Below are 14,044 nucleotides of genomic sequence, written 5' to 3'. Positions count from 1 at the left end.
GCATGGTGATCGGGCACCGAGCGCGACGGGCGAAGAAGAGGTGAGGGCATGACCGATCGGCGGTCACTGGCCTCCGGCGACATCCTGGCCCGCCGCTACGAGCTGCACGACCTGGTCAACGAGCGTCACGGCTCGACCACGTGGCGCGCGCACGACAAGATCCTCAACCGCAACGTGGGGCTCGAGCTGATCTCGAGCGCCGATCCTCGGGCCGACCACTTCCTGCAGGCGGCGCGCGAGTCGACGTCCGTGACGGATCCTCGCTTCCTGCGGGTGCTCGACCTGATCGAGGACGAGCAGCGTCACCACCTCGTCGTGCGTGAGTGGGCCCGTGCCTTCCCGCTCGACCAGCTGCTCGCGCAGTCGCCGCTGCCCAACCGGCGCGCCGCCACGGTCGTGGCCGAGGTGGCCGAGGCGATGGCGCACGCCCACGAGCGCGGTGTCTACCACCGGCGTCTGACCCCCCACCAGGTGCTGCTCAAGCAGTCCGGTGCCGTGCGGGTCGTCGGCCTGGGCGTGGCGACCGCCCTGGCACCCGTCGGACACCAGGACACGCTCTCCGACCTCCAGGCGTACGAGCAGCTCGACGTCCAGGCGCTGGGCAAGCTGCTCTACGCCTGCGTGACCAGCCGGTGGCCCGGTGCCCACATCGACGGCCTGCTGGCGGCGCCCACCGAGCACGGGCGGCTGCTGCGACCCCGCCAGGTGCGCGCCGGGGTGTCGCGCGACATCGACACGATCGCCGACCGCATCCTCGGCACCCCGCCCCGCCATCACGAGACCCCGCTGCGCAAGGCCGCCGACATCGCGCACACGCTGCGGCTCTCGGGCGAGGACGACGACGTGCACGACGACCAGCCCAGCCTGGCCGGCGCCTCGTCGCCCGACCTGCTGCGGCTCGACCCCGTGATCGTCCCTGGTGGCCCGCCGCCCGGGCTCGAGCCCCCTCGCCGGCGTCCGAAGGCCTTCGAGCCCGCTCCGCCGACGACCTTCGAGCGCGGCAAGCAGAAGGCACGCCGGGCTGCCAAGGGCGACCGCGGTCTCGTGCTGCTGGGGGTCGCGGGTGCCCTGGTGATCCTCTCGCTCCTCGGCTTCCTGGTCAGCCGGTCGGGCAATCACGCGGCCGACCCGATCGACCAGGCGTCCCCCGTCCGGGTGCTGCCGGTGCAGCGCGCCACCGACCTCGATCCGCAGGGCGACGACGGACGCGAGAACCGCGCCCAGACCCCGCTGGCGATCGACGGCCTGCCCGACACCGGCTGGCAGACCTCGACGTACCTGGGATCGGCCGATCTCGGGGGCATCAAGGACGGCGTGGGGCTCGTGCTCGACCTCGGTGGCCTGCGCGAGGTCGACTCGCTGCGGCTCAGGCTCGAGGGCGCCCCCACGAGCCTGGTCGTCTACGCGGCCGACCAGGACGTCGATCGCACGCCCCGGTCACGACGCGACCTGACGAGCGTCGCGTCCGTCGAGGCTGCCGGCTCCGACGCCAGCATCTCGCTGAAGTCAGGTGTCGTCACGCGGTACGTCGTGGTGTGGCTGACGTCGCTGCCCGAGGTCGAGCCGGGCACGTTCAGGGGCGAGATCAAGGATGTCGTGGTGCGCGGACGTTCCTGACAGCCCGCTGGTCGGGCGATGGAATGCCGGACGCCTAGAATTCGTTGAGATCAGGACACACGTCTAGGCAGCAAAGGGAAATGCATGAGCGACGACGTTCGCAACCTCATCATCATCGGCTCCGGGCCCTCGGGCTACACCGCTGCCATCTACGCGGCTCGCGCGAACCTCGAGCCCCTCGTGTTCGAAGGCTCGGTGACCGCCGGCGGCGCGCTGATGACCACGACGGACGTCGAGAACTTTCCGGGCTACCCCGACGGCATCATGGGTCCCGAGCTCATGGACAAGCTGCGGGCGCAGGCCGAGCGCTTCGGTGCTGAGCTGGTCACCGACGACGTCACGTCGGTCGACCTCACGGGCGACGTCAAGACCGTCACCCTCGACGACGGAACCACCTACCGCGCTCGCGCGGTCGTGCTGGCCATGGGTTCGGGCTACCGCAAGCTGGGCGTCGAGGGCGAGGACCGCCTGTCGGGCCACGGCGTCTCGTGGTGCGCGACGTGTGACGGCTTCTTCTTCCGCGAGCAGAACATCATCGTCGTCGGCGGTGGCGACTCCGCGCTCGAGGAGGCCACCTTCCTGACGCGCTTCGCCTCGAAGGTGACCATGGTGGTCCGTCGTGACGAGCTCCGCGGCTCCAAGATCATGCAGGATCGTGCGCTGGCGAACGAGAAGATCCACATCGAGTGGAACTCCGCGGTCAGCGAGATCATCGGCGATGACAAGCTCGAGGCCGTCACGCTGACCGACACCGTCAGCGGCGAGACGCGCCGGCTCGACGCCACGGGCCTGTTCATCGCGATCGGCCACGACCCGCGCTCCGAGCTGCTGACCGGTCAGGTCGACCTCGACGACGAGGGCTACGTGCTGGTTGCGGCCGGTTCGACCGCGACCAACCTCACCGGCGTGTTCGCCGCCGGCGACCTGGTCGACCACACCTACCGTCAGGCCATCACCGCGGCCGGCACCGGCTGCGCCGCCGCGCTCGACGCAGAGCGCTACCTGGCCGACATCGACTCGGCCGGCGAGCCCGCGACCGACGTCGCGATGGCTCAGTGGGCGGAATAACTCCGCCTCCCCCACGTTCAACAGATCACAGACCCTGAAGGAGCACCCCATGGCAGATTCCACCCTCGCCGCCGTCACCGATGCCAACTTCGACGAGCTCGTCCTCAAGGCCGACGGCCCCGTGCTCGTCGACTTCTGGGCCAGCTGGTGCGGCCCGTGCCGTCAGCTCGCCCCGATCCTCGAGGAGATCGCCACCGAGAAGGGCGACAAGCTCACGATCCTCAAGATGGACGCCGACGCCAACCCCGTCACGCCCGCGCAGTACCGCGTCACCGGCCTGCCGACCATGAACCTCTACTACAAGGGTGAGGTCGTCAAGTCGATCGTGGGCGTGCGTCCCAAGAGCGCGATCCTCAACGACCTGAACGAGTACACCAGCTGACTCGACCCTCAGGCACGAAGAAGCCCGGCACCCCCTCGGGTGCCGGGCTTTTTCACGTGTGTCGTCAAGTCAATATCTATACTTGTCGACAAAGTGACTTATTGATTTAGCGCTATGGCTTCTTCGGATCCATCATCTCGACGATGCGCTCGAGGTCGTCGATCGTGGCGAACTCGACCGTGATGCGACCCTTCGACCGACCGAGGTCGACCTTGACCCGCGTGTCGTACCGCTCGGAGAGGCGTGCGGCGAGATCGGCCAGCCGCGGGGCCGATGCCTTCGCCGACTGCCGGGCGGCGGGACGCTTGGCAGCGTCGGGGCCGACCGTGACGATCTCCTCGAGGGCACGGACCGACAGGCCCTCGGCCACCACCCGCGTGGCCAGCCGGTCCTGGATCTCGGGGTTGGCGACGCTCACCAGCGCCCGGGCGTGACCGGCCGACAGCACACCGGCAGCGATACGGCGCTGCACCGTCGGCGTCAGCTTGAGCAGCCGCAGCGTGTTGCTGATCTGCGGGCGGGAACGACCGATGCGGTCGGCCAGCTCCTCGTGCGTGCAACCGAAGTCCTCCAGCAGCTGCTGGTAGGCCGATGCTTCTTCCAGCGGGTTGAGCTGCGAGCGGTGCAGGTTCTCCAGCAGCGCGTCGCGCAGGAGGTCCTCGTCGGACGTCTCGCGCACGATGGCGCCGATGGTGTCGAGGCCGGCCTTGCCGCTGGCTCGCCACCGCCGCTCCCCCATGATGAGCTCGTAACGGTCCTTGGCGACCTCCCGCACGACGACGGGCTGCAGCAGGCCGACCTCCTTGATGGAGTGCACCAGCTCGGCCATGTGGTCCTCGTCGAACACCTGACGGGGCTGACGGGGATTCGCGACGATCTGGTCGAGGGGGATCTCGGCGAAACGCGCCCCCTCGATCTCCTTGAGCCCGGAGGCTGCTGCATCGGCCGAGCTCGACGGAATCAGCGACTCCAACCCCCGGCCCAGTCCACGGCGTGTGCTCATCGGGTGACCCTTCCACTCCCGGCCAGGGCGATCTCGCGCGCGGCCTCCAGGTACGACAGTGCTCCGGACGAGGTGCCGTCGTAGGTGATGACGGACTGCTGATAGCTCGGCGCCTCGGAGATGCGGACCGAGCGCGGGATGGGGGTCGTGATGACCTTGTCACCGAAGTGTCCGCGGACCTCCTCGGCGACGCCGGCCGACAGACGAGTGCGCCCGTCGTACATCGTGAGCAGGATCGTGGTCACCTCGAGCTTGGGGTTGAGGTGGGCCCTGATGAGGTCGATGTTGCGGATCAGCTGTCCCAGCCCCTCGAGCGCGTAGTACTCGCACTGGATGGGGATCAGCACCTCACGACCGGCGACCATCGCGTTGACCGTCAGCAGCCCCAGCGACGGCGGGCAGTCGATCAGCACGTAGTCGAGGCGACGCCCGACTGCTTCGCGCTCAGCGATGTACGACTGCAGCGCGCGGTCGAGCCGGGACTCCCGCGCGACCAGCGAGACCAGCTCGATCTCGGCCCCCGCGAGGTCGATCGACGCCGGCAGCACCGTCAGGCCGGGGATGTCGGGGCACGCCTGGACGAGCTGCTCGAGCGCCGTACCCTCGACGATCGCCTCGTAGACCCCGGGCGTTCCCTCCGCGTGCGGCACGTTCAAAGCCGTCGAGGCGTTGCCCTGGGGATCGAGGTCGACCACCAGCACCTCCAGGCCCTTCAGCGCCAGTGCTGCGGCGACGTTGACGGTGGTGGTGGTCTTGCCGACGCCGCCCTTCTGGTTCGCGACCACGAACACCCGGGTGTTCGTGGGACGGTCGAACCTCGAGATGGCCGATGCGCGCTGCAGCAGCGAGACGTGCTCCTGGGCAGCCGCGGCCAGCGGGGTCGAGTCGTCGTTCGACGGCACCGGGACGCTGTACGTCGAGGCGGCCGTGGGTGCTGCGCGTCGAGCGGGCTGCGATTCGTTCATGCCTGCCCCCTGTTGGTTTCACGTGAAACATGGATCATCTGGTCACCTCGACGACGGTGGTCGGTACCTCGCCATTGTCGTACGTCGCCACCACGATAGACGTGGCACCGAGACGGTGGAGGGTCGACGCTGCCGCTTCGACCTCATCGGCCGCCGACCGTCCCTTCATGGCCAGCATCACCCCTCCTGGGGCTACCAGCGGCATGCACCAGCGACCCAGCTTGTCGAGGGCTGCGACCGCACGGGCCGTCACCACGTCGTACGTCGCCGACACGTCCTCGGCCCGGCTACGGAGCACCTCGACATTGGTGAGACCGAGATCGTCGACCACTTCTTCGAGGAAGCTCGTGCGACGCAACAGAGGTTCGATCAGCGTCATGTGGATGTCCGGGCGAGCGATGGCCCAGACCAGACCCGGCAGGCCCGCACCAGTACCGACATCGGCCACCGACGCGCCAGACGGCACGCGAGGTGCGACCACCGCGGAGTTCATGATGTGGCGATCCCAGAGACGCGGCACCTCGCGCGGTCCGATCAGTCCCCGCACCACTCCGCCCGTCGCGAGCAGCTCGGCGTAGCGCTCGGCCAGCTCCAAGCGGGATGCGAACACCCCCGCCGCATGCGGCGGGGGTGTTTCACGTGAAACATCACCCGACGGCGACGAGTCGGGGGAGTCAGACGACGAGATGACTACTCACCCGCCGAGTGCACGACGACGTACCGGTGAGGCTCGGTGCCGTCCGACGAGCTCTGCAGACCAGCGGCCGCCACGGCATCGTGGACCACCTTGCGCTCGAACGGCGTCATCGCGTCGAGAGCCACAGACATCTCGCCGCCGTTGACCTTGTCGATCGCCGCCTGGGCGACGGCCACCAGCTCGTTGCGACGAGCAGCGCGGAAACCAGCGACGTCGAGCATCAGGCGGCTGCGCTCACCCGTCTCGCGGTACACGGCCAGGCGCGTGAGCTCCTGCAGCGCGTCGAGCACCTCACCGTCACGCCCGACCAGGTGGTCGAGGTTGCCACCGACGATCTCGACCGCGGCGCGATCACCGTCGACGTCCATGTCGATGTCTCCGTCGAGATCGGCGATGTCGAGCAGACCCTCGAGGAAGTCTGCAGCGATGTCGCCCTCGTTCTCGAGCTTCGCGGCGTCACTCATGCCTTGCCACCCTTCGTGTCGGGGTTGTTCCTGCCGTCGGACTTGGCCGTGATGTCCGGCTTCTTCTTGGGCACCTGGCCCGGCTTCTTCTGTGCACCCTTGGCCGGGTTGGGCTTCTGCTGCCCTGCGCCGGGCTGGGCCGGCTTCTTGCGCTGGCTGCGGGGCTGGTTCTTCGGCTGGGCGCGGGGCGCCGGCTTGGGCTCCTCGATCGGCGCCGCCTTCATGGGATCCTCGGCCACCGACTTGCCGTGCTTCTTGTCGCGCTCTTGCTTGGCCTTGAAGGCCGGCGTGCCGGGAGCCGGGTTGTTGCGGATGACGTAGAACTGCTGACCCATGGTCCAGAAGTTCGAGGTGGTCCAGTAGAAGAGCACACCCAGAGGGAAGGCGACACCGCCCACGGCGAACACGACCGGCAGGATGTAGAGCAGCAGCTTCTGCTGCTGCGCGTACTGCCCCGTCATGGCATCCGCCGGCATGTTCTTGCTCATCAGCTGCCGCTGCGTCGTGAACTGCGTGATGCACATGATGACCACGAGCGAGAGCGTCAGGATGCGCGTCTCGGTCAGGTCGGTGTTCATGAACGTGTCGGCGATGCGAGCACCCAGCAGCTTGGCGTTCGACAGCGACAGAGCATCGCCCTCGTCGATGAAGCCCTTCTTGAAGGCACCGTCCGACACCTTGTACTTCGACGCGTGGTCGATCACGCGGAACAGGGCGAAGAAGATCGGCATCTGCAGGATCAGAGGCAGGCAGGAGGCGAACGGGTTGGTGCCCGTCTCCTTCCAGAGCTTCATCTGCTCCTGCGTCAGCCGCTCGCGGTCGTGCTTGTACTTCTGCTGCAACGCCTTGATCTGCGGCTGGAGCAGCTGCATGTTGCGGCTCGACTTGATCTGCTTGACGAACAGCGGGATCAGCAGGGTGCGGATCGTCACCGTGAGTCCGATGATCGACAGCGCCCACGTCCAGCCGGAGTCGCCCGACAGGCCGATCGCCTCGAACAAGCGGTGCCAGGCCAGCAGGATCCCGGACACGGCGTAGTACAGCGGCGTCATGATCGCGCTGCCGATGTCGCCTAGGAAGCCGAACATTGTTCTCCTCTGTGTGACTGCGGAACCGGGTCGTAACCGCCCGCACTCCACGGATGGCATCGCAGCACGCGACGACCCGCCAACCAGGAGCCGCGCAACGCGCCATGAGTCTCGACGGCCTGCAAAGCGTAGGCCGAGCAGGTCGGATGGTAACGGCATACCTGGCCGTACAGGGGGCTGATGGCGAATCGATACGCCTTGAGCAGCCAGATCAGGACGATCTTGAGGGGGGAGCGGAGCCTCATCGGCATCTCGAGCTCATCGGGCACCAGCTCGCGCCAGCGCCGCGTCGAGCTGCTCGGCCAGCGTCGCCGAGCCCGCCGCCTGCGAGGGCGGAAGTGCTCGGACCACGACCCTCGAACCGGGAGGCAACGCATCGACGCGGTCGCGCATGAGGTGGCGGAGTCGGCGCTTCACGCGATTGCGGTCGACGGCCGAGCCCACGGCCTTGCTCACGACGAAACCGACGGACGTCTGTCCGCCGGTTTCTGGAACGCGTGCGCTGAGCACCACGTGGGTGACGAGGGTGGGCTGAGCACCTCGGGCGCCACGACGGATCGTGTGCCGGAAGTCCTCCGCGCTGCGCATGCGGTGACCGCGCGCGAGCAACGGATCAGGCGGACAGCTTGGCGCGACCCTTGCGGCGGCGATCCGCGAGGATGGCACGGCCGGCGCGGGTGCGCATGCGCAGGCGGAAGCCGTGCTTCTTCGCGCGACGTCGGTTGTTGGGCTGGAAGGTGCGCTTGCTCACGATGATTCCTCGGATCTTGGACTGGGCCGTTCGACGGCCACCGCTCGCCCACGATCACTGATGATCGCGAGCATGCGGCGGGGGTCGTTGTGGGACGACTAGGCAACGGTACGGGGGTGCCACATCTCGGTCAAACCGACCTGCCTACGCCTCCCCGACGCCTACGTCCAGACGACACGCCGAGCAGCGTCCGCGGCTTGGGGAAATCCGCTTGTTTGCCATCTGCAACGCTGCTAGCGTCACGGCGGTACTGACTTTTCCACAAGCTGGACACAACCCTCCAGTTCTGATTCACACAGTGTGGAAAACACTGTGCACACACCAGCGGGGCACACCTCGCCAGGGCTGCGCACACCTCAGCAGGAGATGTCGGGAGGCATTGCATGCACGACGGCCACGACGCCAACCCCGACGAGCAGCTCGAGGAGGTCTGGCAGCGCGCCGTCAGCACGCTCTCACCGGGAGCCAAGGTCTGGGTCTACTCGGCCAAGCCCCTCACCCTCCACAACAACATCATGATCGTCGCCGTCCAGGACGATCTCACCCGCGCCCAGCTCGAGTCGCGCGTGCGGCCCGCGCTCGAGCACGCCATCAGCACGGCCCTCCAGCAGGAGACCCGCCTGGTCGTGACGATCGAGCCCTCGCTGGCCGACGCCCTCCACGCACAACAGGATGCGTACAGTCCACAAGACGACTTGTCGACAAAGCGACAAGTGGGCGCTTCGCTGGAGAGCGAGCCCGACGACGATGACGACGACAGCGGTGACGAGTTCGTGCCCAGCTGGGCCGAGCGCTCCAGCGCCCCGCCCCGCATCGGCACGGTCGCCGAGGCCCGGCTCAACCCGCGCTACCTGTTCGAGAACTTCGTGATCGGCTCGTCCAACCGCTTCGCCCACGCCGCGGCGGTGGCCGTGGCCGAGGCGCCGGGCAAGGCGTACAACCCGCTCGTCATCCACGGCGAGTCCGGCCTGGGCAAGACGCACCTCCTGCACGCCATCGGACACTACGTGCTCAACCTCTACCCGTCCTCGCGCGTGCGCTACGTCAACAGCGAGGAGTTCACCAACGACGTCATCAACGCGATCCGCGAGAACCGCACCGCCGCGCTCAAGCGCAAGTACCGCGAGATCGACGTCCTGCTGGTCGACGACATCCAGTTCCTCGAGGGCAAGGAGTCGACCCAGACCGAGTTCTTCCACACGTTCAACGCGCTGCACAACGAGAACAAGCAGATCGTCATGACGTCCGACCGTCCGCCGAAGAACCTGACGACCCTCGAGGACCGTCTGCGCAACCGCTTCGAGTGGGGCCTGACGACCGACGTCCAGCCGCCCGACCTCGAGACCCGCATCGCGATCCTCCGCAAGAAGGCCGCCAACGAGAAGCTCACGGCACCGGCCGACGTGCTCGAGTTCATCGCCAGCAAGGTGCAGACCAACATCCGCGAGCTCGAGGGCGCGCTCATCCGAGCCACCGCCTTCGCCAACCTCAACGGCACGACCGTCGACCTGCAGCTCGCTCAGATCGTGCTCAAGGACCTCATCGCCGAGGGCGAGGAGCCCGACATCACCGCGGGCATGATCATGGCCCAGACGGCGGCCTACTCCGAGTTCTCGATCGACGACCTCTGCAGCACCAACCGCAGCCGCAACCTCGTGCTGGCCCGCCAGATCGCGATGTACCTGTGCCGCGAGCTCACCGACATGTCCCTGCCCAAGATCGGCCAGGAGTTCGGCAACCGCGACCACACCACCGTGATGCACGCCGACCGCAAGATCCGCAAGCTGATGGCCGAGAAGCACGCGGTCTACAACCAGGTCACCGAGCTCACGGCCCGCATCAAGCAGCAGGCCCGTCAGTCATGACGCGCACCGTGCCGGCATCGCCCGTGCACACCTGGGGACTGCCCTGTGGGAAAGCGGGTCACATCCGTGGACATCGGAGCCCGACGTGTGAACGGCATGTGAACGGCCGAATGACATCCACAGATCTTTGTAGTTTCGTCGAGGCCCGCCACACAGGTTGTCCACCGGCACTTTTGCTGCGCTGGCAGGGGCGAACCGGGTTCTCCACCGAATCCACAGACGCTACTACGACTACTACTCTTCTCTACATCGACAACTCCCGCCGAAGTGACGTCCCGAGATGTGTGTGGACGAACCACCGTGGCAGGATTCATCGCGACGGATCCCGTCCCCGGAAAGGCCCCATCACGTGAAGTTCCGTATCGAGCGCGACACCCTCGCTGACGCTGTCGCGTGGACCGCGCGAAGCCTGCCCAACCGCCCGAGCGTCCCTGTCCTGGCCGGGCTGCTGGTCGAGACGGCCGACGACGGACTGACCCTCTCCGGGTTCGACTACGAGACGTCCACCCGCGCGACCCTGCCGGCCGAGGTCAGTGCCGACGGCCGCGCGCTGGTCTCCGGACGCCTGCTGGCCGAGATCGTGAAGTCGCTGCCGCCCAAGCCGGTCGACGTCTCGCTCGAGGGCACGAAGGTGCAGGTCGTGTGCGGCAGCGCCCGCTTCAGCCTGCAGACCATGCCCGTCGACGAGTACCCGCAGCTGCCCGACATGCCCACCGCCACCGGCACCGTGCGCTCCGAGGACTTCTCGACCGCCGTCGCCCAGGCCAGTGCCGCCGCGGGTCGCGACGAGATGCTGCCCCTGCTGACGGGCGTCCGCCTCGAGCTCGAGGGCTCGACCATCTCGCTCATGGCCACCGACCGGTTCCGCGCCAGCCTGCGTGACCTCCAGTGGTTCCCGCAGGCCAGCGACCTGTCGGGCAACGCGCTCGTCCCGGCGCGCGTGCTCAACGAGACCGCCCGCTCGCTCACCGGCGGGGGCGACGTCACGATCGCGGTGTCGTCCGGCGAGTCCGGCGACGGGCTCATCGGTTTCGAGGGCGTCGTCGGCAACGGCACGCGACGCACCACGACGCGTCTGCTCGAGGGCGACTTCCCGCGGGTGCGCCAGCTGTTCCAGGCCCAGGCCGAGACCGTCGCCTACGTCCAGACACAGGCCTTCGTCGACTCGGTCAAGCGCGTCGCGCTGGTCGCCGAGCGCAACACGCCCGTCCGTCTGACCTTCTCCGACGGGATGCTCCTGCTCGAGGCCGGCAGCGGCGACGACGCCCAGGCGTCCGAGTCGATCGAGGCCACCATCAACGGTGCCGACATCTCGATCGGCTTCAACCCGACATACCTGCTCGAGGGCCTCGCGGTCATGTCCGAGCCGGTCGTCCACCTGTCGTTCACCCAGCACACCAAGCCAGCGGCCATCTCGGGCGTGCCCGAGATCGGCGCCGATCCCGACGTCGCGTTCCGCTACCTCATCATGCCCGTGCGCCTGCAGAGCTGACCTGCCCGCACACTGACCCGCCACTCACCCATCTCCTCAGGGGGCAACATGCACATCGGACTCGTCGGACTCGGCAAGATGGGCGGCAACATGCGCACCCGGCTGCGCAACGGCGGCCTCACGGTCGTCGGGTACGACCGCAATCCCGACGTCACCGACGTGTCGTCGCTGGCCGAGATGGTCGAGCAGCTGCCGGCTCCTCGCGTCGTGTGGGTCATGGTGCCGGCCGGCGACATCACCCGTTCGACCGTCACCGAGCTCATCGAGCTGCTCGACGCGGGCGACGTCATCGTCGACGGCGGCAACTCCCGCTGGACCGACGACGAGAAGCACTCCGCGCTCGCCGCCGAGAAGAGCATCGGCTACGTCGACTGCGGCGTGAGCGGTGGTGTCTGGGGCCTCGAGAACGGCTATGCGCTCATGGCCGGCGGCACCGCCGACGACATCGCCAAGGTCCAGCCCGCGTTCGACGCCCTCAAGCCCGAGGGCGAGTCCGGGTTCGTCCACGCCGGCCGCGTCGGCGCCGGTCACTTCTCCAAGATGGTCCACAACGGCATCGAGTACGCCATGATGCAGGCCTACGCCGAGGGCTACGAGCTGCTCGAGAAGGTCGACATGGTCGACAACGTGACGGCCGTCTTCGACTCGTGGCGCGAGGGCACCGTCGTCCGCTCGTGGCTGCTCGACCTGCTGGTCAAGGCGCTCGAGGAGGACCCGGGCCTGTCGAAGATCCGCGGCTACGCCGAGGACTCCGGCGAGGGACGCTGGACCGTCGAGGCCGCGATCGACAACGCCGTGCCGATGCACACCATCGCGGCGTCGTTGTTCGCCCGCTTCACCTCGCGCCAGGACGAGTCGCCGGCGATGCAGGCGGTCGCGGCGATGCGCAACCAGTTCGGTGGCCACGCCGTGCAGGCGGCCGCCGAGGCGGGTCACGACCCCAAGGACGCCTGAGCCGTGACGACGGGCACCGCATGCACGTCAGCAAGCTGACCCTGCACGACTTCCGCTCCTACACCGACGTCGAGATCGACCTCGAGCCCGGCGCCACGGCGTTCATCGGCTCCAACGGTCAGGGCAAGACCAACCTGGTCGAGGCGGTCGACTACCTGTCGCGGCTCGACTCGCACCGCGTCTCCAACGATGCGCCGCTCGTGCGGGCCGGGGCCGAGCAGGCGATCGTCCGGGCCGACGTCGTCAGGGGCGACCGCACCGCGCTGCTCGAGCTCGAGATCACCCCGGGCCGTGCCAACCGGGCACGCATCAACCGGGGAGCCCTGCCGCGCACCCGAGACCTGATCGGCGTGCTGCGCACCGTGATCTTCTCGCCCGAGGACCTCGCACTCGTCAAGGGCGACCCGTCCGACCGTCGCAAGTTCCTCGACTCCCTGCTGGTGCTGCGCACGCCGCGGCTCGCCGGCGTCAAGGCCGACTACGACCGCGTGCTCAAGCAGCGCAACACCCTGCTCAAGTCGGCCCGTGGTCGCCGCAACGTCGAGATCGCCACGCTCGACATCTGGGACGAGAACCTCGCTCGCACGGGCGCCGAGCTGGTCGCGTCGCGCCTCGCCCTGCTCGACGCGCTGGCTCCCTTCCTGGTCGACTCCTACCAGCGGGTGGCCGCCGCATCGGCTCCCGACCGACGTGTGGTCACCGCGACCTACCGGTCGTCCGTGGTCCTCGACGCTCAGCTGCGCGACCAGGCGACGATCGAGCGCATGATCCTCGACGAGATCGAGCGCCGCCGGGGCGACGAGATGGACCGCGGCATCAGCCTGGTCGGCCCCCACCGGGACGACGTCGTGCTGACGATCGGTGAGCTGCCGGCCAAGGGCTACGCCAGCCACGGCGAGTCGTGGTCGTTCGCGCTGGCCCTCAAGCTCGCGTCGTTCGAGCTGCTGCGCGACGACGCCGACGATCCCGTCCTGATCCTGGACGACGTGTTCGCCGAGCTCGACCAAGGACGCCGCGAGCAGCTGGCCGACCTCGTCGCCGACGCCGAGCAGGTGCTCGTCACCGCGGCCGTCGCCGACGACGTGCCCGAGGGCCTGAAGGGTCACCGCTTCCGGGTCGCGGGCGGGGAGGTCGTCCGTGACTGACGACGACCCCCTCGAGCTCGCGCGGCGCATCGCGCAGTCCTACCGCGGCAAGGGCGGCCCCATCGGGACGGGCCAGGGCTCGACGCCCCGACGCCGGTCCCGACCGGTGCAGCCCTCGCGCGGCAAGAACGAGGACCCGTCCACGATCGCCGACCTGCTCGGCCGCGTCGTGCAGCAACAGGGGTGGGCCGAGAAGCTCGACGACCAGCGCATCTTCACCGACTGGGAGCGGATCGTCGGGTCCGAGGTCGCGCAGCACGCCCAGGTCGACGGCTTCGAGGACACGATCGTGCACGTGCGCGCCACCTCGACCGCGTGGGCCACCCAGCTCAAGCTGCTGGCACCGCGCATCGTGGCCAAGCTCAACGAGGCGTTGGGCGACGGCACCGTGACGCGCATCGACGTCCGCGGGCCGCAGGCGCCGTCGTGGAAGAACGGTCCGCGCTCGATCCGCGGGGCGCGGGGACCGCGCGACACCTACGGCTGACGGCTCCTTCGTCGCCGTACGCGCGGTTCGTCCCTCACCGCGCCCGTGCTTCGCACGGCAGCCTGC

The 14,044-nt window shown here is 68.4% G+C and carries 16 protein-coding genes; 8 read left to right on the top strand and 8 right to left on the bottom strand.

Annotated elements, in window-relative coordinates; genetic code table 11:
• The first annotated feature begins 48 nt into the window (after positions 1–48).
• The 3 genes from DX116_RS06090 to trxA all read left to right on the top strand — a co-directional run bounded on the left by DX116_RS06090 (position 49) and on the right by trxA (position 3,067).
• Complete coding sequence (locus tag DX116_RS06090) at positions 49–1,617, top strand: protein kinase family protein (protein ID WP_119703256.1); 1,569 nt, start codon at positions 49–51, stop codon at positions 1,615–1,617.
• An 84-nt stretch (positions 1,618–1,701) separates the two neighbouring features.
• Positions 1,702–2,685, top strand: a complete 984-nt coding sequence (gene trxB / locus DX116_RS06085) for a thioredoxin-disulfide reductase (protein ID WP_119703255.1) — start codon at positions 1,702–1,704, stop codon at positions 2,683–2,685.
• A 49-nt stretch (positions 2,686–2,734) separates the two neighbouring features.
• Complete coding sequence (gene trxA / locus DX116_RS06080; RefSeq protein WP_119703254.1) at positions 2,735–3,067, top strand: thioredoxin; 333 nt, start codon at positions 2,735–2,737, stop codon at positions 3,065–3,067.
• A gap of 112 nt (positions 3,068–3,179) precedes the next feature.
• Here trxA and DX116_RS06075 read toward each other — a convergent pair whose 3' ends face one another.
• From DX116_RS06075 to rpmH, 8 genes are all read right to left on the bottom strand, one after another.
• Positions 3,180–4,070: a ParB/RepB/Spo0J family partition protein gene (locus tag DX116_RS06075; protein WP_119703253.1), complete on the bottom strand. Its 891-nt coding sequence runs from the start codon at positions 4,068–4,070 to the stop codon at positions 3,180–3,182.
• A complete protein-coding gene (locus DX116_RS06070; RefSeq protein ID WP_119703252.1) occupies positions 4,067–5,035 on the bottom strand; it encodes a ParA family protein in 969 nt (322 codons plus the stop codon). Before DX116_RS06070 ends, DX116_RS06075 begins: the two co-directional genes overlap by 4 nt.
• Positions 5,036–5,069: 34 nt before the next feature.
• Positions 5,070–5,630, bottom strand: a complete 561-nt coding sequence (gene rsmG, locus DX116_RS06065) for a 16S rRNA (guanine(527)-N(7))-methyltransferase RsmG (protein ID WP_325048605.1) — start codon at positions 5,628–5,630, stop codon at positions 5,070–5,072.
• A 95-nt stretch (positions 5,631–5,725) separates the two neighbouring features.
• Entirely contained in the window at positions 5,726–6,196 is a 471-nt protein-coding gene (locus DX116_RS06060; protein ID WP_119703250.1) for a Jag family protein, read from the bottom strand.
• Positions 6,193–7,284: a membrane protein insertase YidC gene (gene yidC / locus DX116_RS06055; RefSeq protein WP_119703249.1), complete on the bottom strand. Its 1,092-nt coding sequence runs from the start codon at positions 7,282–7,284 to the stop codon at positions 6,193–6,195. Before yidC ends, DX116_RS06060 begins: the two co-directional genes overlap by 4 nt.
• A complete protein-coding gene (gene yidD / locus DX116_RS06050) occupies positions 7,269–7,529 on the bottom strand; it encodes a membrane protein insertion efficiency factor YidD (protein WP_119704152.1) in 261 nt (86 codons plus the stop codon). Before yidD ends, yidC begins: the two co-directional genes overlap by 16 nt.
• 13 nt (positions 7,530–7,542) lie before the next feature.
• Positions 7,543–7,893: a ribonuclease P protein component gene (gene rnpA / locus DX116_RS06045; protein ID WP_119703248.1), complete on the bottom strand. Its 351-nt coding sequence runs from the start codon at positions 7,891–7,893 to the stop codon at positions 7,543–7,545.
• 4 nt (positions 7,894–7,897) lie between these two features.
• Positions 7,898–8,035 (bottom strand): 50S ribosomal protein L34, encoded by a 138-nt coding sequence (gene rpmH, locus DX116_RS06040; protein ID WP_056210619.1) that lies wholly within the window; start codon positions 8,033–8,035, stop codon positions 7,898–7,900.
• A 383-nt stretch (positions 8,036–8,418) separates the two neighbouring features.
• Between rpmH and dnaA the strand changes: the two genes are divergently transcribed.
• From dnaA to DX116_RS06015, 5 genes are all read left to right on the top strand, one after another.
• Positions 8,419–9,900, top strand: a complete 1,482-nt coding sequence (gene dnaA / locus DX116_RS06035; RefSeq protein ID WP_119703247.1) for a chromosomal replication initiator protein DnaA — start codon at positions 8,419–8,421, stop codon at positions 9,898–9,900.
• 349 nt (positions 9,901–10,249) lie between these two features.
• A complete protein-coding gene (gene dnaN / locus DX116_RS06030; protein ID WP_119703246.1) occupies positions 10,250–11,392 on the top strand; it encodes a DNA polymerase III subunit beta in 1,143 nt (380 codons plus the stop codon).
• 48 nt (positions 11,393–11,440) lie between these two features.
• Positions 11,441–12,346: a phosphogluconate dehydrogenase (NAD(+)-dependent, decarboxylating) gene (gnd, locus tag DX116_RS06025; RefSeq protein WP_119703245.1), complete on the top strand. Its 906-nt coding sequence runs from the start codon at positions 11,441–11,443 to the stop codon at positions 12,344–12,346.
• A gap of 20 nt (positions 12,347–12,366) precedes the next feature.
• Positions 12,367–13,491, top strand: coding sequence for a DNA replication/repair protein RecF (gene recF / locus DX116_RS06020; RefSeq protein ID WP_119703244.1), 1,125 nt, complete (start codon positions 12,367–12,369; stop codon positions 13,489–13,491).
• Positions 13,484–13,978: a DUF721 domain-containing protein gene (locus DX116_RS06015; protein ID WP_119703243.1), complete on the top strand. Its 495-nt coding sequence runs from the start codon at positions 13,484–13,486 to the stop codon at positions 13,976–13,978. Before recF ends, DX116_RS06015 begins: the two co-directional genes overlap by 8 nt.
• Positions 13,979–14,044 lie beyond the last annotated feature (66 nt).

This window comes from Aeromicrobium endophyticum, assembly GCF_003586285.1.
In the GTDB taxonomy this organism is placed as follows: Bacteria; Actinomycetota; Actinomycetes; order Propionibacteriales; family Nocardioidaceae; genus Aeromicrobium; species Aeromicrobium endophyticum.
Note: the sequence above shows the minus strand (reverse complement) of the source record. Positions and strands in the feature narration are given on the sequence as shown.